The organism is Methylicorpusculum sp. (assembly GCF_030651835.1).
Taxonomy (GTDB): Bacteria; Pseudomonadota; Gammaproteobacteria; order Methylococcales; family Methylomonadaceae; genus Methylicorpusculum.
The window spans coordinates 1-17,610 of the sequence record NZ_JAUSBX010000086.1 but is presented as its reverse complement, the minus strand read 5'-3'; the positions used below and the strand labels follow the sequence as shown (position 1 = coordinate 17,610).

Annotated in this window: 18 protein-coding genes; 5 read left to right on the top strand and 13 right to left on the bottom strand. The window is 47.1% G+C overall.

Going from position 1 to position 17,610, the window contains the following annotated elements; translation table 11 throughout:
• Positions 1-163 precede the first annotated feature (163 nt).
• The 5 genes from Q7V32_RS10670 to Q7V32_RS10650 are packed head-to-tail and all read right to left on the bottom strand — an operon-like array spanning position 164 to position 4,875.
• Positions 164-682 (bottom strand): DUF2878 domain-containing protein, encoded by a 519-nt coding sequence (locus tag Q7V32_RS10670; protein WP_304896963.1) that lies wholly within the window; start codon positions 680-682, stop codon positions 164-166.
• On the bottom strand, positions 672-1,934 hold the full coding sequence (locus Q7V32_RS10665; protein ID WP_304896962.1) for a cyclopropane-fatty-acyl-phospholipid synthase family protein: 1,263 nt from the start codon (positions 1,932-1,934) through the stop codon (positions 672-674). Before Q7V32_RS10665 ends, Q7V32_RS10670 begins: the two co-directional genes overlap by 11 nt.
• A gap of 15 nt (positions 1,935-1,949) precedes the next feature.
• Positions 1,950-2,708, bottom strand: a complete 759-nt coding sequence (locus Q7V32_RS10660) for a DUF1365 domain-containing protein (RefSeq protein WP_304896961.1) — start codon at positions 2,706-2,708, stop codon at positions 1,950-1,952.
• Complete coding sequence (locus tag Q7V32_RS10655; RefSeq protein WP_304896960.1) at positions 2,705-3,940, bottom strand: NAD(P)/FAD-dependent oxidoreductase; 1,236 nt, start codon at positions 3,938-3,940, stop codon at positions 2,705-2,707. The genes Q7V32_RS10660 and Q7V32_RS10655 overlap by 4 nt, the downstream gene beginning before the upstream one ends.
• Complete coding sequence (locus Q7V32_RS10650) at positions 3,937-4,875, bottom strand: acyl-CoA desaturase (protein ID WP_304896959.1); 939 nt, start codon at positions 4,873-4,875, stop codon at positions 3,937-3,939. The genes Q7V32_RS10655 and Q7V32_RS10650 overlap by 4 nt, the downstream gene beginning before the upstream one ends.
• Before the next feature lie 145 nt (positions 4,876-5,020).
• On the opposite strand from Q7V32_RS10650, the gene Q7V32_RS10645 reads away from it, so the two are divergent.
• Together Q7V32_RS10645 and Q7V32_RS10640 are read left to right on the top strand one after the other, a co-directional pair.
• Positions 5,021-5,569, top strand: coding sequence for a nuclear transport factor 2 family protein (locus Q7V32_RS10645; protein WP_304896958.1), 549 nt, complete (start codon positions 5,021-5,023; stop codon positions 5,567-5,569).
• Entirely contained in the window at positions 5,569-6,108 is a 540-nt protein-coding gene (locus Q7V32_RS10640; protein ID WP_304896957.1) for a chalcone isomerase family protein, read from the top strand. Before Q7V32_RS10645 ends, Q7V32_RS10640 begins: the two co-directional genes overlap by 1 nt.
• 260 nt (positions 6,109-6,368) lie before the next feature.
• On the opposite strand, the gene Q7V32_RS10635 is transcribed toward Q7V32_RS10640, so the two are convergent.
• Complete coding sequence (locus Q7V32_RS10635; RefSeq protein ID WP_304896956.1) at positions 6,369-7,088, bottom strand: hypothetical protein; 720 nt, start codon at positions 7,086-7,088, stop codon at positions 6,369-6,371.
• 129 nt (positions 7,089-7,217) lie between these two features.
• On the bottom strand, positions 7,218-7,724 hold the full coding sequence (locus tag Q7V32_RS10630; protein WP_304896955.1) for a hypothetical protein: 507 nt from the start codon (positions 7,722-7,724) through the stop codon (positions 7,218-7,220).
• A gap of 141 nt (positions 7,725-7,865) precedes the next feature.
• Between Q7V32_RS10630 and Q7V32_RS10625 the strand changes: the two genes are divergently transcribed.
• Complete coding sequence (locus Q7V32_RS10625) at positions 7,866-9,077, top strand: ABC transporter permease (RefSeq protein ID WP_304896954.1); 1,212 nt, start codon at positions 7,866-7,868, stop codon at positions 9,075-9,077.
• A 58-nt stretch (positions 9,078-9,135) separates the two neighbouring features.
• Positions 9,136-10,281, top strand: coding sequence for an ABC transporter permease (locus tag Q7V32_RS10620; RefSeq protein ID WP_370691455.1), 1,146 nt, complete (start codon positions 9,136-9,138; stop codon positions 10,279-10,281).
• A gap of 99 nt (positions 10,282-10,380) precedes the next feature.
• Here Q7V32_RS10620 and Q7V32_RS10615 read toward each other — a convergent pair whose 3' ends face one another.
• Positions 10,381-11,208 carry a murein L,D-transpeptidase family protein gene (locus tag Q7V32_RS10615; RefSeq protein ID WP_304896952.1) on the bottom strand — a complete coding sequence of 276 codons (828 nt, stop codon included), beginning with the start codon at positions 11,206-11,208 and terminating at the stop codon, positions 10,381-10,383.
• Positions 11,209-11,519: 311 nt separating this feature from the next.
• Between Q7V32_RS10615 and Q7V32_RS10610 the strand changes: the two genes are divergently transcribed.
• Positions 11,520-12,062 carry a DUF2058 domain-containing protein gene (locus Q7V32_RS10610; RefSeq protein ID WP_304896951.1) on the top strand — a complete coding sequence of 181 codons (543 nt, stop codon included), beginning with the start codon at positions 11,520-11,522 and terminating at the stop codon, positions 12,060-12,062.
• Between the two features lie 216 nt (positions 12,063-12,278).
• On the opposite strand, the gene Q7V32_RS10605 is transcribed toward Q7V32_RS10610, so the two are convergent.
• The 5 genes from Q7V32_RS10605 to Q7V32_RS10585 all read right to left on the bottom strand — a co-directional run bounded on the left by Q7V32_RS10605 (position 12,279) and on the right by Q7V32_RS10585 (position 17,409).
• On the bottom strand, positions 12,279-12,611 hold the full coding sequence (locus Q7V32_RS10605; RefSeq protein ID WP_304896950.1) for a hypothetical protein: 333 nt from the start codon (positions 12,609-12,611) through the stop codon (positions 12,279-12,281).
• Between the two features lie 548 nt (positions 12,612-13,159).
• The gene (gene ptuB, locus Q7V32_RS10600; RefSeq protein WP_304896949.1) at positions 13,160-13,924 is read right to left on the bottom strand and encodes a retron Ec78 anti-phage system effector HNH endonuclease PtuB; all 765 of its coding nucleotides are present in this window, start codon (positions 13,922-13,924) and stop codon (positions 13,160-13,162) included.
• 2 nt (positions 13,925-13,926) lie between these two features.
• On the bottom strand, positions 13,927-15,246 hold the full coding sequence (locus tag Q7V32_RS10595; RefSeq protein ID WP_304896948.1) for an AAA family ATPase: 1,320 nt from the start codon (positions 15,244-15,246) through the stop codon (positions 13,927-13,929).
• A gap of 31 nt (positions 15,247-15,277) precedes the next feature.
• A complete protein-coding gene (locus Q7V32_RS10590; RefSeq protein WP_304896947.1) occupies positions 15,278-16,708 on the bottom strand; it encodes a restriction endonuclease subunit S in 1,431 nt (476 codons plus the stop codon).
• A gap of 371 nt (positions 16,709-17,079) precedes the next feature.
• Positions 17,080-17,409 (bottom strand): hypothetical protein, encoded by a 330-nt coding sequence (locus tag Q7V32_RS10585; RefSeq protein ID WP_304896946.1) that lies wholly within the window; start codon positions 17,407-17,409, stop codon positions 17,080-17,082.
• Positions 17,410-17,610 lie beyond the last annotated feature (201 nt).

Here is a 17,610-nt window from a genome sequence, read left to right as displayed (position 1 = left end):
GTAACTACTCGCCCGCTTTGAATTAAGGGTGTAGGTGCTTGATTTCAAAGGACGCGTAAATGCGTCCCTGTAGCTCTCTGCAACATCCCTGTTGCAGAAGCCTTTTCAATCAACCACCTACACCCACTATAATTGGAGGGGGTGAGCAGATACCCTCCTGGTATCAAAGCGCTGATTTGAGTTTGGAAGATAACCACAACAAAAATGGCACGACTGCTGCCCATGTTGCCCCCATCACCAGCCACCATAAATTTGAGTCCGGGATAATTTGCACGGCGCCTAATTTTTCAGCACCCAAATAGGAAAGCGGGCAGGCCACTCCGCTCATTAAGGCCCCCAGACCCCAGTTTGTTTGCAACCAAGCCAGAGAGTGATTGATTGTCAACGCCAGGCCCGCCCAGAGCATCACTATCCAGAAAGGTGCCAGACGGGGTGTTGCTGCAGCCTGAAACACCAACCAATCCAGTTTTACCCAAAGCGTGTCAAACAGAAAGCCCATGACCACCGCAACCAATACCAATTGCACATCGCCTTTGGCATGACGGACCGGCCGTGTCTGCCAGACGATAAACGCCAACAGGACCAGGCCTGCAGGCCAGTTATAGCCTGCGGCGGCACCGATTACCGCAGCAAACCACAAGGCTTGCATCCATACCATGTTGAGGATGCGTTCATTGACCATTATTCGGCAACCACTGTGGACGACGGTTTCCGGGTTTAGCCCAGAGCAATTGAACATTGGATATCGACTTTTCGCGGAACCCCCCTTCGCAGTAACACAAATAGAATTCCCACATTCGAATGAACGCTTCACTATAGCCTTGGGCTCTAACCTGTTCCAACGAGGCCATAAAGCGCTCCCGCCAGCTTTTCAAGGTCAAGGCATAACTCTCGCCCTGGTCTTCAAGATTGATCAAACGCATATCCGTGCACCGAGCCGCGCTGTCGACTATCGCGCTAATGCAGGGAATAAAACTGCCTGGAAAAATATAACGCTTGATAAAATCAACGCTTTTTAAAGCTTGCTTGTAGCGCTGATCTTCAATGGTTATCGCCTGAATCAGCGCTAAACCATCCGGTTTGAGCAGTGCGGCACATTGTTTCAGATAGGTATCCAGATAGTGATGACCTACCGCTTCTATCATTTCGATGGAGACCAGTTTGTCATACTGACCTTGCAGATCCCGGTAATCTTCCATCACTATTGCTATGCGATCGGTCAGACCGGCATCGGCCACACGTTGCTTGGCGGCGTCATATTGTTCCTGGGAAATGGTCGTCGTTGTAATACGGCAGCCGTAATGACCGGCCGCATAAACGGCAAAACCGCCCCACCCTGTGCCTATTTCCAGCAAATGATCGTCCGGTTGCAGCGCCAGCTTTTGACATATCCTGTCCAACTTTGCGGTTGAAGCTTCTTCCAGACTTAATTCCAGATCGTGGTAAGTGGCCGAAGAATACATACCGTGTTGATCAAGAAATAATGCAAATAAATCATTGCCCAGATCATAATGAGCCGATATGTTTCGCCTGGATCCCTGCACTGAATTTTTATTGGCAAAATGCCAGAATTTAAGCAGCAAACTGGCAAGCGCGGCCAGACCGCCTTCCATACTGTCCAGCAAATCACGGTTACGGACCAGAATCTGAATAACCCCTGTTAAATTATCGGCTTCCCAGCCATGGTCCATATACGATTCCGCAGCGCCAATCGAGCCGTTCAGCGCGATCTGCCGGTAGAAATCCGGATTTTTTACGATAATTTTAGCGCTCAGACCGTCCTTGGCAGGCTCACCCAGCACCACGGTTTCCAGTGGATCCTGGATAGTCAACTGGGCGTCTTTGATTCTTGACAGCTTGTTTAAAAACGCCTTTCTGAGCTGAAGATCAAGCTTTGTCGGAACAAGGTTCAACTCGGCTGTCGTTGCATTCATTGTCTTGCCTCCTGGTTACTCGATTATTTTTTCCGGATGGGAATAAAAAGGGATGCCCTTGAGCCAAAGTCTCAGAGCCTGCCAGTAAATAGCCGCTACGACTTTCAGCGTCATAAAAGGGTAATGCAAAGGAATATTGCGCATAGACTGCCCGGTCATCGGCATGGCGTTGAGCAACAGCGTGGCGTCAAAACACGGCACAGAATCCTGCTCCACTTCCATATGAATCGCCAGCTTCTTGTCCTGCAGGCTGAATCGCCAATGATAGTGCTGATCCATGGGCATAAACGGCGAAACATGAAACGACTTGTCGAAACGAAACGACCATTTATTCACATGTTCCGGGCTGTTTCGGGTATCCAATAAGTAACTGAACCGCTCATCCCAGGGTGTATTGGTAATCTCGGCCAGGATAAAACGGGGTTGCTTGTCGCCTTCCGGATAACAAAAGTAAAAACTGACCGGATTAAAACTGTGACCCAGATAGCGCAGGTGCGTCAGCAAAATAATGCGGCCTTCAAACCCCGTTCCGGTTTGCTGTTGAATTCTGGCTTTTACCGCCTCGGCAATCGTTATTTTAGGATCGCCCAGGTAATCCGATCGGTAATAACTGACCAGGTTGAAGCGTTCTTTGCTCCACAAACGACTGATGTTCATCACCTGCTCGACTTCATCAAGATCCAGCCAGGTCATGAATACCGGGTAACGGAAGGCATGCGGTTTGGGCGCATACCGTCTATGCCTGATCCATCCTGTCAATAAGCGGCTGTTCATGTGTTGATCAGTGAAACGGCATCTTGCGCACTGCGCGCACCGTCTTCATGAAATCCCCAACCCCAATAAGCACCAGCAAAATAGGTATTATTAAAGCCGTTGATTTCACCCCGCCGTTTCTGTGCGGCGAGACTGGCCGCGTTGTAAACCGGATGGTGGTAGATTCGTTTACATAAAATCTTGGCAGGGTCGATACGATCCGTGCAGTTGAGCGTCACCAGCAAAGGCTCGGGGGCATCGATATTCTGCAATAAATTCATGTAGTACGTAACCGTGCACCGCGCTTGCTCTTCGTCCAGTTTCAGCGCGTTCCAACTGGCCCACGCTTTTGGATGCTTTGGCATTACTGCCGGGTCGGTATGCAAAACCGTTTCATTCAACTGATAAGTCATGGCACCTAAAATTTCCCGTTCCTTGTCACTGGCATCCGTCAGCATCTTTAATGCCTGATCACTGTGACAGGCCAGTACCACCCGGTCATAAGTTTGCGTATCGTGCTGACTGCTTATCGATACCCCCTGGTTATCACGCTGAACGGATTGCACAGGGCAACTCAGCCTTAATTCGCCCTGAAATCGTTTTTTAAATGCGTCAACATAACTGGATGATCCACCCACAACCGTTCGCCATTCAGGCCGGTCACTGATCTTTAACATTTGATGATTGGCCATAAAAGCCACCAGATAGCGCGCAGGAAATTGCCTGACTACGCTGGGCGGACCTGACCATAAAGCGCAGGCCATCGGCAAGATATGATCGTCTATGAAAGTCTGGCTGTAGCCGTTTGCATCCAGATAATCACCTAACGCCTGCGTATCATCTGTTGATTCAAGCAGTTGCGGCGCTTCCCGGTAAAACCTGAAAATATCGGCAATCATCCGGTAAAAGCGGGGCCGGACTATATTGCGCCGCTGGCAAAACAATTTATCCACGGTCGTTGCGTTATATTCCAGTCCCGATTTGGCGTCGGTGACGCTGAAGCTCATATCCGAAGACTGAGATTCCAATCCGAGCTCTCTGAGAAAGCGACAGAAATAATGGTAATGGTGCTCGTTGAAGACAATGAAACCGGTGTCCACAGGGTAAGTTTTTCCTGCAAGCGCAATATGATGTGTATCGGTATGGCCGCCCGCATAGGCATTGGCTTCGTAAAGCGTTACCTGATGTTTTTGACTCAGGTAGTGTGCGGCATAAATGCCGGAGATGCCGCTGCCGATAATGGCGATTTTCATATTGACGATTCCTTGACTATTAAATCGCTGGTCAAACGATTCTTGGGCACCGGCTGTAAATCCCAAATAAGCCCGACCATCGCCATCAATTTTAAAATGTAATAACTGATATCGATTTCCCACCAGAAGAAGCCCTGACGAGCGGAAACTGGATAATGATGGTGATTGTTATGCCATCCTTCACCCAAGGTTACCAGTGCAATAAACAAGTTATTGCGGCTGTCGTCTTCAGTCACGTAACGCTGGTTACCCCAGACATGGGCCAATGAATTAACAAACAAGGTGCAATGGATCAGCACGATGGACGATATAAAGTAGCCCCATATCACCATTTGCCAGCCGCTGGTATTCAGCTCGGGATAAGCACTGCCTAACCAGTTGCCCAAACCCAGTAGTCCGAAGGCGTACAAGATGGGCATGATGATGTCAAAACGATCCAGCCAGCGTAATTCCGGGTACTTGAGTAAATCACGCACCCACGATTCCCTGGTATTAAAGTGTTTCAAGCAAAGAAACCAGCCCATGTGGCTCCATAAAAAACCGTGTCTGGGGCTATGAATATCCTGGTCCTTGTCCGAATAGCGATGATGCCGTCTGTGATGTGACGCCCACCAGATTGGCCCGCGTTGGGTGGCTGTAGCTCCCAGCAAAGCGAACAAAAATTGACAAACGCGGCTGGTTTTAAACGCTTTATGAGAAAAATAACGGTGATAGAAGGCGGTAATCGCAAACATCCGTATGCCATAGGAAAAAAAGGCCACCCACAAGGCAATAGGACTCCAGCCCACCACCAGCACGAATAGACAGGCAAGATGCATCAATACAAAGGGTATGACGCGCAGCCAGTCTATGGCTTCTCCCACATTATCGGTTTCTTTGACATGGCTGTTATCAAACCAACTGAGAAATTTGATTAACGGTTTTGGCATCTGCATGGATGTTTTCCTTTTTTGTACTTTCTTTTGATGACATTGTACGGGTATGCTGCGTGAAAATTGCGTGAACGTATTTTACAAAAATGTTCACGCAAAATTGCATCGGGTGTTGTAATACTGTGTCCGTAAATAAACGAGGCATTGCATGACAAACATTCCTATTTTGATACTGATTGCCGCACTTATCCAGGGTTGCAGCGCCGTAGACCCTAATCCGGTTGAAGAATATTTATCTTTGATCAACCCGGAACCGGAAACTGCACAAAACGGACGGATTCAGCCTTTTGTAAAACTTTACAGTGGACTTAATCACGGCCCTTTGGCGCAAAAAGTAGACGACACCTATGCTGAAGAGCTCTACTTTAACGACACGCTGGTCACTTTGCACGACCGTAAATCTTTACTGCGCTACATGGAACAGACTCAAAGCAACCTGGATAGCATTTCACTGGAAGTGCTGGGGGTTCAGAGTCAGGGTGACGATGTTTTTGTCAGATGGATTATGGAGACCGGGTTTACGGTGATGGGTCAGGACCGGCAAGTAACCTCCATTGGCATGAGTCATTTGCGGTTTAACAGCGACAACAAAATTATTTTACATCAAGACTACTGGGACAGTATGCAGGGCTTGTATCTGCACATTCCCGTTATCGGAGGCTTTCTACAATGGGTAAAAAACGGCTTACACGACTGATGAGTTACCAAGGCTTGCTGCTCTTCCTCTTAAGCACTATGGTTAATGCAACCGAGCAATTGCCTTCTCAATTGACGTCCGAAAAAGTGGCCTTATCGCGCTGCAGTGAGGCTGAACTCAAAGCGTTCCGGTGGATTCATGTCGGCTATGCGGCCGTTTATTTGCAATCCTGTGATGGCTTGAACGACATATTTTCCGAAACGCCCAAGCGTTTGCGTTTTGTGTATGAAAAGTCCATTCCGGCCAAAGCGTTTAAAGAAGCGTCTGAAGAATATCTCAAATTGAATCTGGGTCAACAATTTGAAGGCTGGCGCGCGTCATTTGCCGAGTTTAACCAGGGGTACCGGGATATCAAGGACGGCGATTATTACGACTTGATTTACATGCCCAAACAAGGTCTGTCGTTGTTTCTGAATGACACGTTGATGACAAAACTGGACGATCCGGTAAAAGGACTGGCCTATTTCAATATCTGGTTTGGCAAGGAACCGTTTTCTACCGATTTAAAGCGTTCGCTACTTTCGCCCCAAAAACCCTGAAATCAATACACTTAAGCCATTATAGTAGCCGTCGCACCGGCAGGAATTGCCGGGGTCCAGAAGCCATGGAAGGCAAAAGCTGAGCACTTCCTTGTGCACTGGTTTCCGGCAATCCATGCCGGAATGACGGCGTTGAGATCTTCTTAGTTAGTAACGCGAAGAGTATTTTTTTGATGGGTTTGACACCATCTCCATAGATCCTATCGATAATTACTGCAATCCAAACATAATGACAATCTGTGTCTGTAACTTCAATTAGCTTAATTGTCCTTGTTTAGAACCGGCAATGTATGGTCTTCACGGGCCAGATAAACGGTCGCTTTTCCGGTATTGGGATCGTAGATCATATTGACCTGACCCTGCCAATTGATCTGCGTTTCTAATGATTCCAACATATCCTCATCTCGGGCCGCTTCGTTTTTACTGATTTCCAGACGGCATAGCGTAGTCCTGCAATCAATTTCATCCGTGTATAAATTGCCTTTGGCCGCATCCAGCGACTGAACCAGTTGGCCTTCAACCGGCTCACTCCATTGAGCGTCCTTTTGTTCCGATTCAAGTGTGGTTGCATACAGCTCATACGTCTGGCGATGGGTTTCTTCTTGCAACTTGTCCTGTTCTTTCTGGCTTAGCTGAACATTTTCGTCGATAGTTAACCCCTTTTCAGCCAGGGTTTCAGTTACATTTTGCATTGAAAAGTTCATTTGATTCAACGCTTCGGATAAATGGGTAATCTTTTCCTCGGATTTTTTAATGGCTGACAAGGCATGAAATTGCTGTGTATCGCTAAAGAGCGATTTTAATTTTTGGCCTCCAAAACCATTTTCACTTCCGTGCTCATTTAAAATCTTAATGTTTTGTCCGCTTGAGCGAGCCATTTCGTTAACCAAATCCTGTTTGGCTTGCATGTATACAAAAATCAGAATTCCGATTAAGGCAAGATTAAATCCGCCCATCTTTATATATTTACTGATCGTCATCGTAATTCTCCTCTCACCTGCGATTTCATTTAATTCTTAGCGGGTAGCCGCGATTTCATTGCTGATAAAGCCATTTCCTTTTAAATCTGTCCCAATTCCAGCATAGCGGCTACCCGTAACCGTATTTTATTATTGACTGACTCTATAACCTTGAATCTTTGAAGTTCCGACGCCCGCCTGAGTTGCCGGTATCGAACAAGCTATTGTATAAGCTGAGTTTGAATCTTCACCCACACCACCGAGGTTTATATGCTGGCGCTGAGTGCCAAAGCCTGCCGTATTACCAACAGAGCCCAATTGGGTACTGACTGTGCCGTTAGCTAGCAAAGCCGTTGAACGAAACCGACAACTGATGTTTGCGCCATTGTTTAAATCCACAGCCTGATAATAACCACTGTCGATTTCGCCATCATTTAAAAATCCGTCATAATCGGTATGAGGCACATGGCACAGCACATTGGCGGTTGCATTACTAAAATTGCTAACCGCACCGTTGATATCGTAAGTAACGGCGCCGCCTGATCGCCACACGCAATCAGATCCGGCATAGTTTTCTGTTCCCGCCAGGGAAGCTTTTGCAAAAAAGAGTGATAGCGTTACCACTGTGATTGAGCTTAATGTTTTTATTGTAGACATGACATTTCCCCTTACTTGATTGAAACTAACCCCATCAACCTGTTGGCTGATGGGGTTAGTGTCTTGTAATCGTGTTTTAATGTCAGTGAATTAAGACTCCGTGTTTATGTTAATTATTCACTTATTTGATTGGTCGACTTCATGCTATTTCGAGATACCGCCACACATGCATTAACGGCCATCAAGGCGCAACCGGTCCGTACTGGGTTGATCATTCTGGCGATGAGCATAGGTATTGCCTCCGTTTCCATTCTTACCGGCCTCGGAGAAAGTGCCCGGCGGTATATCGTTAACGAATTCGAAGGATTAGGTACGCATTTACTGATCATTTTGCCCGGCAGAACCGAAACAATAGGAGGACATCCCCCGATAATGGGAGAAACGCCGCGCGATCTGACGCTTGAAGATGCCTATGCGCTATCAAAAAGCCGTTATCTGGCGGCTGTCGCACCGATTTCAATCGGCAACGCGCCGGTATCGGTGATGGATAAAAATCTTGAACGGGAAGCCAATATCATGGGTTCTACCCATGCACTGCAGCAGGTCCGGCATCTGACGGTCAGACAAGGTCAATTTCTGCCGGAAAGCACTCAAGGCCGCAGCCGGCAGGTCTGTGTGATAGGGCATAAACTGCAACAGGAATTGTTTCCGGCGCAGTCGGCATTAGGCCAGTGGATTCGCATCAATGACAGGCGTTTTCGCGTAATAGGCATACTGGCACAGGAAGGGCAGTCCATCGGCGTAGGCTTTGACGAAATTGTCATTGTGCCGGTCGAAGCCGCTCAAGTGCTGTTTGATACCAGCGGTTTGTTCCGTATTTTGGCTGAAGCAAAGTCTAAAGCGGCAATTGCCCCCGCCGTGGAGCAGATTAAATCCATCATCAAGGCTCGCCATGAAGGCGAAGAAGATATCACGGTCATTACTCAGGACAGCGTCGTTGCCACCTTCGATAAAATCCTGACCGCGCTGACTTATACGGTATCGGGCATCGCTGCAATCAGTCTCTCCGTCGCAGGCATCCTGGTCATGAACGTGATGCTGGTCAGCGTCTCACAAAGAACGGCTGAGATCGGTTTGCTTAAAGCACTGGGCGCGACAAAGCAACAGGTTATTGCCTTGTTTCTTACGGAAGCGGTCTTACTCTCAATTGCAGGCGCTGGTGTTGGCCTGCTTTTGGGTGAAGTTTCATTTCTGGGGCTTGCTCGTATTTATCCCGAGTTTCCGTTTTATCTGCCGGGCTGGGCCACGCTGGCGGCCTTAACCGTGTCATTGGTCACCGGACTGGTATTCGGCATTTTGCCGGCAAGAAAAGCGGCCAATCTTGATCCGATTTCGGCACTGGCCAAAAGGTGACTGTGTGTATTGGTCCGACCTGATCCGATTATCACTTCAAACCCTGAACGCTCACAAAATGCGCTCATCACTGACCGTGCTCGGTCTGATCATCGGCATTGCATCAGTGATCGTTTTAACCTCCATTGGCAGCGGAATTCATCAATTCGTTTTGACTGAATTCACCCAGTTCGGAAGTCATTTGATCTCGGTGACCCCCGGAAAAACAACCACCTTCGGTATATCCGGCGCAACCATCAGCACTGTCAGGCCGCTGACGCTGGATGATGCTCAAAGCTTGGGCCAACTAAGACACATTATCGCTGCCATGCCTATGGTGCAAGGTAATGCCAGCATTCAAAGCGAGCGCAAAGAACGCCGCGCCAACGTGTTTGGCGTCAGTGCGGCTTTACCTGTGATATGGAAAGTCAACATCACCAGTGGACGCTTTCTTTCCGGCCAGGCGGGTGACAGCAGCCGGAATCAGGCAGTGCTGGGCAGCACCTTGAAAAAAGAATTGTTTGGAACAGAAAACCCTTTGGGAAAACGTATTCGAATCGGCAGTGATCGATTTCGTGTGATCGGTGTATTGGCACCCAAAGGCCAAATGCTGGGTTTTGATTTGGACGACACGATTTTCATTCCGGCAGGAAAAGCGTTGGAAGCGTTCAACCGGCAAGGGTTAATGGAAATAAATTTGATTTATGACAGCCGCAGCTCGGTTGAAGAGATGGAAGCCGCCATTAAAGCTCTGATGATACAGCGCCATGGCTTTGAAGACTTTACCATTGTCACTCAGGACCGTATGCTGAAAACCTTAAACTCGGTTTTGTCCATACTCACCCTGGGTATCGGCGCACTGGGCGGAATCTCATTACTGGTCGGATCGGTCGGTATTTTAACGATGATGACCATTGCCGTAACCGAACGCATCCCGGAAATCGGATTATTGAGAGCGATAGGCGCTGAACGCCGTGATATTTTCAAACTGTTTTTAACCGAAGCGCTGGCGCTCAGCCTGACGGGCGGTATCGCAGGCATCGCTTTCGGACTTGCCCTGGTGCAATCGATAAAGTTATTGTTTCCGGCCTTACCCATTGAATTGGCCGGATCGTATGTCGCGCTCGCATTGGGTGTTTCATTGATGATAGGCATCGTTACCGGTGTCATTCCCGCGCTAAAAGCGGCAGGCTTAAACCCCTTAAATGCGCTACGCGCCGAATGAACTGAGCCAGCAAAGGTAGGGGATGGGCAGCGCTTTTCTGCCCATCGTTACAAGTAATGGCGTTAACTCCGCGTGGGCCAAAAAATCCGGCCTTAATAATCACAAGCCCCTTTTTGCCGTCTTCTCTCCCGGTGACAGGGCTTTTATTTCGCGGGAAATGTTCGAATAAAGTTCATGGGTCCATTCCGGAAGCTCTCCATAGCCGACCTCTAAAGGATAGGTCCTGGGGTCGTGCGGAGCGATGATGACTTTCATATTATCGGCACCCACTTGCGCGGTTAAAACAAAAAGTTCTTCTATCGCTTCATCACCCATGGCCAGGCATCCGATAGAGGCATCTTTGCCATGGATGAAAATATCCGAACCCAGATTGGAACGCCCTTCCTGCCAGGCATGGAAGAGGTCGAATTCGTTAGGGTAATTTATTTTCAAAGACAAATGGTAATTGCTGTTGGGATTCAGGCGCACAATACGATATATGCCTTCCGGCACCTGTTTGTCGCCTTGGCGCAATTTGGGACCGGACACGCCGCTGGCGGCCTGAATCTTATAGTCTCGAATGAAGCGGAACTCGCCACTATCTCTGGCCCAGAGTTCCAGTTTCTTTTCCTGTTTCAAAGCAACGAAAGCGACTTCCCTCGGAGGATAGGACACTTTGGCCATGGTGAAATAATGGGTCAGTTTGTGCGACGCATAGGGGCCGTAAGCTTCCAGAACGTCGGCCACGGTCCTTTGGCCGTGAGGAAGTGAAAGCGGCGGCGGAGGTGGCGTGTAATACATATTCCTATCGGCCTGTGCCTGGGGTTTGACTGCGGTAGTAGCGCTATCCTTGCTGGTACTGGCCGTCTTAACGGGCTTGTGCCCGGAGCATGCTCCGAGTAATCCTGTCAAGGCCAAGCCGACAATGATTTTAGCTATTGATTTCATAATTTGCGCTGAAAATAAGGTGAGTATCGGCATAGTTTAGGTAAAACCCCCGTGGTTCCGCAAGTTTGGCAACGCTGAGAAGAGCGATCTTATTCAAAAATTTATGGACATCGTTGATAAAATAGTTAGACTTTTAAACGCAACGCTAGTGCCCGGTCATCCTGGACTGACTGAATTTCCAACTGGGTAAAACAGCAAGTAATGTAAAAGTTGTATTTCTGTTTTTAGCTGGAATAATCGAATAGTAAAAGCCGGATTGAAAAATTTGTTTTTTATTTCACTTTGAAATACGGGGTTACGTAGATCGTAAAATGAAACTTTCACTACAAGAACAATTACTTAAATCTGGTTTGGTAAGCTCTGCTCAAGCCAAAAGCGTTAAATCGGATAAACACAAACAAAACCAGCAGCAGCGTAAAAATAAAATTGAAGTGGTTGATGAGGCAAAAGAGCTGGCTCAAAAAGCCCAAGCTGAAAAGTTGGAACGCGACAGAGAGCTTAATCACTTACGGCAGCAGCAGGAAGAGCAAAAACAGTTGGCTGCCCAAATTAAACAGATTATCGAATTAAACCGGTTGCCCACTGCGGGTGATGGCCTGGCTTATAACTTTACGGACAACAATAAAGTTAAGCGGCTTTATGTATCAGCCGAAATGCGGGATCAAATTGCCGAGGGCCGACTTGCTATTGTCAAGCTGGGGCAAACCTATGAAGTCGTATCTGCCGAAACAGCAAGAAAAATACAGTCACGCGATGCTGCCAGCGTGATCGTATTTAACGTGGATAAAAAGAACACAGAAACAACCGATGATGCTTATGCGCAATACCAAATTCCCGATGATTTGATCTGGTAGTGCCACTGGCAACCACCGCCCTTCGACAAGCCTAGGATATCGCTAAATAACTTCCCCCTTTGAAAAAGGGGGATCGAGGGGGATTTATTAAAACTCTCCACCAGCCTCTCTTTTCAAAGAGAGGGAATAATCGGACGGTTCGAAACAATCCGAATTCCGGGAGGTTATTTATGGCGGAATCCTTAGGGCGAGAGGACTTTGTCTTTAGCAACTACTTTATTCGGCTAACAGAGCAGCAATAGCTGACTTGGCATTACACTGAGCGGTTATTTGCGCTAACTGTCCTTCATCCAGCCGATGTTTGACAGCCTCAGTGCCGTTGAAGTCAAATGCTTGATAATCCTTTTTGGCGAAAGTAACGATTTGGCATTTCTTGAATGGCTGGTTTTCAAATGGCATCTCAGTAGCCTTCAGCTTTAAAGGTTCAGCCTCTTCCGAACCGGGCGCATAAATTATAAAGTCACCTTTCATCGCCAGCACCGCACGGTATTGATTGGCGGTCGTCAAATACAAATAGCCGACCTCAACGTCTTTTTCTTTTAATCTCATCTTGTTAAATTCCTTGAATACGTTAATTCCAAATTAAACCCACTACAGCCTTATTGTCTGACGTCAGAGATTAATCGGGGCATCTGGTTTAATGGCTTCTGAACAATTTCTTCGGTGTTTGAGCGTATTGTCAATCATCCTTCAGCTGTTCCTGGTGGCTAAGCCACCAGCAGATGACATGGCATTTGGATAATTTAGCTAAAATAGCGAATAATCTCAGCCGGGGCAAATAATCTTACCTGATTAGCAAGCTGTTTCAGCTAAATCCATAAGTCCGTCATGCCCGTTCGGAAACGGGCATCCAGTGCCATGGATGGTAAGCTTCGAGCTATCCATGGAGTCTGGTTTTCGGCAATCCCTGCCGAAATGACGCGGCCGGCTAGGGAAAATGAGTTTCGGACAGCCCGCTTGGTCGAATTTAAGCTCAATTGTGAATTGTCCTTTGGCAGATCACTACCAAACTTGATAAGTCAAGCTAACCGACTTTCTAAAGAAAATCGCCCGATATCAGCTCGAAAGTACCCGCAGCATTCAACCCCAAAATAGACCTATCCGTTGTAATTGATTGCTGCCAGTTGTTTTTCAGCGGCTGCGCCTAAGTAATCACGGATCGCCGAGAAAAACGCCGGCCAATGTGTGTTGTTATCTTTTTTCAGCGCGGCCTGCGCTAAACGATTTCTGGCATCGTCAACCGTGTAACCGCTCTCAACCAGTATGCGAAGTTGCAAATTTAATTGATTCAGTACTGGTTTCCGCAAGTTCCTCAATCGAACACCGTCCAAATTCAAGTTATCTATCGTAGCCTGCGCTTTAGTTATGTCCACGTCGGCATTATTACAGTTGGCAACATTGACTGATATCGAGCCATCGCTACGATTAAACTGAAATAAACACGGGTAAGCAGGTAAATGCAACGGATTGAAAATGAGATTATCCCAATCGTTCTCGCCTTTGGGCACATCGCAACTATGTGGATTGGCAAATCGGCTTCCGGCATCGACGACATCCGGCCTGGAATCGCCATGGCAACAGGCCAACAAATTTTGCCAATCCAAATGCCAGTTATGCGACGTTGAGATATCGGATTTCGGATGAAAATGCTCCACCCTGAAATCCGCCGCCTCTGAGGCATTTTTGGGTTTAAGGTCAATTTCGCAATAAGCGCACAATCCACCCTGATCCGAGCGTAATTGATCATATATTTGATCGCGACGATCAGTGTTCCGTCTATATTGAGACCACGAATTTCCGGGGTTTCCTATGCGATAACTTTCAAGCAACTTTGGCTCTGCGCCTTTTTGTACTTTCTTCATTGCTACCGATCCAACTCTTTTAACCTAATATCCATATCAAGCCTTAACAATTCAGGTTCATGCTCGGCTCCCCATTGGTCCAATTCAGCGCGAATCTTAACGGCATTTTCGGTATCCCATTGATTGTCGTGAACCAGTTCTTGGTAACGCTTCAGTTTTTTAACAATGTCCAATTGATCAGGGCGCGGAGAAACGCCCAAAACCTCAATTAACATTTGTTGAGCTTCTGCGCCCAAAGAAAAATCAACCGGTAATAATTGTGGCTCTTCATCAACCCAATCAATGACGCGCAATGATGTTGCCGGCACCGAGGTGACCACCTGCGGACTATGCGTTGTAACGATGAACTGAATCTTGGGAAAAGCTTTCATCAGGTCAGGCAAAATGCGTTGCTGCCAGCCAGGATGTAAGTGCAAATCTATTTCGTCGATCAAAACCACGCCGCTCTTATCCAGCGGGTCATAATTAGACGCTAACAATTCCAGTAGATCATCGCTTGGCGGATTGGCTTCGGCCATGCGGGCGGCAATATCCATGACCATTGCCAAAGTGGTGCGATAACCGTCACTCAACTGCTCGATACGGAGTTGTTTAGTTTTATGACCAACTCGCCAATCCAGCATAATGCCAGCGGGTCGAATGCCGCGAGGATTAGAGAAATCCGGCATTAATCTCCCAATTGCTACGCGAATTGCAATGAGTTCCGGAATTGGCAAATCGAAAGAGCGATGCTTTTTTTGCAGTAGGATTTCCTTATCTTCAAGATAATAAAAATATTCCACAAAACGGCGAAAATTTGTGCGGCTTTCGAGTGCACCTTGTAAAGCATCGAAGCGGGTAAAATCCTTACCAAAGCCCTTTTTTCTCTGTGGCACGTCGAATACAGCTCGTCCGGTACCGTAATAAATAAAAACCGGTAATTCAAATGGGCGCGACTCGTTAAAGGCATCTATCAACGAGTCGACATATTCGTTTAATTCTTTCTGACCTTTTCCTGGGGGAATTTGGGCCGCTGTTTTTTTTGATTGATCGCGCTTCTCGGTCCTATCCCAACAAATGCCTTCAAAACTTTCGCAAGCAATCCGCATATAGGGGGGCTTGGAACCGTCCGGTAAGACGCGAAAATCCGACTCTTTCGGATTGATCCCGGAAACTCCCGGTAATCGAGTCAGGAAAGGGCCGATTGCGGTGGCCACGGCATCCAAGACACTGGACTTTCCCGCACCATTTCGCGCTACCAACACCGTCAGTTGTGGATCGAATCCAATCGTAAAATCGGTAAACCGACGAAAATTGCTCAAGTGTAATTTTTTTATTTTCATCAGCCCCCCTGCTTAATCCTATTATATCTATTCATACCGACCGTCGCCGTTGGCTTGATTTGCCCGTATTAACGTTACTCCGCTCCGTTTGTATTTTCGCCAACAACGCCTCTGCGCTGTTTTCGCCGCTGATCAGATCGGGGTTTTGCGCGCGCCAGTCGGCGGTGAGTTCGCCGCGAAAGGCTTTGGCGAGGATGGCTTGGGTCAGGTGGTTGACGCGAGCTTGGGCGTCTTTGACTCGTTGTTCGATTTGGTCGGCATAGGCAAATAGTTGTTCGACGCGGCGGGCGATTTCGGTTTGCTCATCAATTGGTGGTAGAAAAATTGGAATATCTCGTACTTTATTTAAGTTGAGGTTTGGCTGATTCCCCCCAGAAGCTGCTTTTCTGGTTTCTTCGTAGTTTTCAAATAGCCTTAACTTGACGAATTCTGTTAACGCTACTTTTTCATCAACCATAATTGCAGCGCAAGCCTGATTACAGGTTGCACTTATTTTCAACTCAGTGACCTGACCTCTAGTTTTGCCCTCACCGTACATAGCTAATAACAATGTTCCAGGGCTAAATAGTTTTAAAGTACATTTTTTTACGGCAATCTCTGATACATACTGTTCTGCATCGAAGCAAAACTTACTGCCAGTAGCTGAGCTAGTGAGCCAAGGTATCGTTCCAGAATTCCAATATGCCAGTTCAGCGCGTGATGGTGTTTTGCCAGTAGCAACTGAAGCTATTTGACCAATATTAACTTTTTCCCAATTGATTAGAGTTACTGTTTTGCGCCAATCCTCAGTCAATTTCCCACTCACCGCCGCAGCCAGCACGGATTGTCGGAAGCGTTTGAGGATTTTGGGGATGGCGTCGAGGCGGGTTTTGATGCTGTTTACCTGTGCCAGTAGTTCGTCCAGTTTGGCGGCGATCTTTTGTTGTTCGGCTATGGGAGCGACCTTAAATGTACTTTCATTCAAATATTTAAAATGACGTGAATATCCCTTGTCTGGCAACTCAATTGATTTTAGCTGGTAATAAAAATACCTTGGATATACAAAGGTGGCGGCCTCAAGAATTTTTGTTCCATCTGCGCCTGGCACAAAATTATGATTCACCCATTTGATTATTCGAGTGTGATCGCCAAATATCACCAGCGGATTTGAAACTTTAATTATTCTATTTTCATCATCAATAAAACCAGCTATCTCTTCTTGTCCTTGATCGATTACGGGATATTTTCCAAATGCTTGGCAATCCTTTGTTTTTACTTTTTTATTGTTCGTTGATATTTGTTTAAATGTATCAGCAGTCGGTATCTTGCGCCAACTACTTGGCAGTACATCAGTCGTAGGTTGGGTTAGCGTAGCGTAAGCCAACTTATTTTCACCGACACGGTCGTTTTGAGTTTGTTGGGTTATCTCTTGCTGAGTATCAGTTCTAACTTCCGCCCAACCTGTATTCTTTTGTTGGCTCATGATTTGCCCTTGGTGGTTGGACGTTTATTTTGATGAATCCCCCCTAGCCCCCCTTTTTCAAAGGGGGGCTAGGGTTTTGTCCTTTTTCAAAGGGGGGAATTGGGTCACGCGCTTTTTCAAAGGGCAGGATTGGATCATGCCCTTCTGTAAAGGGAAAATTAGGATCGTGCGATTTTTCAAAGGAGTGGATTGATTCGATAGCGCATTTTTCCAAAGGCGGGGTTGGGTTGGCAGCACAATGGTCAACGGAGAAAGCTAAGTTTGCTACAGTTGTCTGGCCTGATTCCGAAACCTGAACTACACAGCCATCTCCCCCCTTTGAAAAAGGGGGGCCGGGGCAATGTCATTAAGTTAAGAGATAACTCTCTGATTTATTTTGCCCTCTTGTAACTACAATAGAAAATTCTGTTTTTTGATTTTGAGCACGATCTGTTGTAGCTTCTTCCTTTACGTATGGGCTCTATAGTACAGGCAATGTAATCAATCAGCACTTCGAGTCGGCGCTGCAATTGCTGAACTGAAAGTAAAAGGAGTTCAATCAGCGTGTTTTTCATTTTGGTGAGCGCCTGCGCGAAATTGACCTGGTAGTCGTGCTGTCGATGGGCGGTTGTCTTCTCTACTTGTCGTTGAGAGCTATTGGCGACCATGGCGGTAAGATTGGTCGAGAGCACCTTGGCATAAAAATCCTGTTTAACCGACAAAGCCGATTTGCCGGAAAAGTTCTCAATTTCTACCCACTGTTTAAGACGCTTGTAGTTTTCTTCGATACCCCATCATAAAAACACCTATAAATGAATTCTTGACAAACGAGGAAATTCTACCAATAATTCATAAAGATGCACTCATGTCACTGGTCCGATGGAGCCAAGCGCATGGTCAAAAACTCAAGCCAAGTGAATGCG

What these genes read in the sequence shown, in the direction of transcription:
- Q7V32_RS10605 (WP_304896950.1), bottom strand. Translation starts at nt 12,611, where the DNA reads ATGAGATTAAAAGAAAAAGACGTTGAGGTCGGCTATTTGTATTTGACG.
- Q7V32_RS10620 (WP_370691455.1), top strand. Translation starts at nt 9,136, where the DNA reads ATGCGCTCATCACTGACCGTGCTCGGTCTGATCATCGGCATTGCATCA.
- Q7V32_RS10640 (WP_304896957.1), top strand. Translation starts at nt 5,569, where the DNA reads ATGAGTTACCAAGGCTTGCTGCTCTTCCTCTTAAGCACTATGGTTAAT.
- ptuB (WP_304896949.1), bottom strand. Translation starts at nt 13,924, where the DNA reads ATGAAGAAAGTACAAAAAGGCGCAGAGCCAAAGTTGCTTGAAAGTTAT.
- Q7V32_RS10590 (WP_304896947.1), bottom strand. Translation starts at nt 16,708, where the DNA reads ATGAGCCAACAAAAGAATACAGGTTGGGCGGAAGTTAGAACTGATACT.
- Q7V32_RS10595 (WP_304896948.1), bottom strand. Translation starts at nt 15,246, where the DNA reads ATGAAAATAAAAAAATTACACTTGAGCAATTTTCGTCGGTTTACCGAT.
- Q7V32_RS10625 (WP_304896954.1), top strand. Translation starts at nt 7,866, where the DNA reads ATGCTATTTCGAGATACCGCCACACATGCATTAACGGCCATCAAGGCG.
- Q7V32_RS10655 (WP_304896960.1), bottom strand. Translation starts at nt 3,940, where the DNA reads ATGAAAATCGCCATTATCGGCAGCGGCATCTCCGGCATTTATGCCGCA.
- Q7V32_RS10610 (WP_304896951.1), top strand. Translation starts at nt 11,520, where the DNA reads ATGAAACTTTCACTACAAGAACAATTACTTAAATCTGGTTTGGTAAGC.
- Q7V32_RS10645 (WP_304896958.1), top strand. Translation starts at nt 5,021, where the DNA reads ATGACAAACATTCCTATTTTGATACTGATTGCCGCACTTATCCAGGGT.
- Q7V32_RS10665 (WP_304896962.1), bottom strand. Translation starts at nt 1,934, where the DNA reads ATGAATGCAACGACAGCCGAGTTGAACCTTGTTCCGACAAAGCTTGAT.
- Q7V32_RS10670 (WP_304896963.1), bottom strand. Translation starts at nt 682, where the DNA reads ATGGTCAATGAACGCATCCTCAACATGGTATGGATGCAAGCCTTGTGG.
- Q7V32_RS10635 (WP_304896956.1), bottom strand. Translation starts at nt 7,088, where the DNA reads ATGACGATCAGTAAATATATAAAGATGGGCGGATTTAATCTTGCCTTA.
- Q7V32_RS10660 (WP_304896961.1), bottom strand. Translation starts at nt 2,708, where the DNA reads ATGAACAGCCGCTTATTGACAGGATGGATCAGGCATAGACGGTATGCG.
- Q7V32_RS10630 (WP_304896955.1), bottom strand. Translation starts at nt 7,724, where the DNA reads ATGTCTACAATAAAAACATTAAGCTCAATCACAGTGGTAACGCTATCA.
- Q7V32_RS10615 (WP_304896952.1), bottom strand. Translation starts at nt 11,208, where the DNA reads ATGAAATCAATAGCTAAAATCATTGTCGGCTTGGCCTTGACAGGATTA.
- Q7V32_RS10650 (WP_304896959.1), bottom strand. Translation starts at nt 4,875, where the DNA reads ATGCAGATGCCAAAACCGTTAATCAAATTTCTCAGTTGGTTTGATAAC.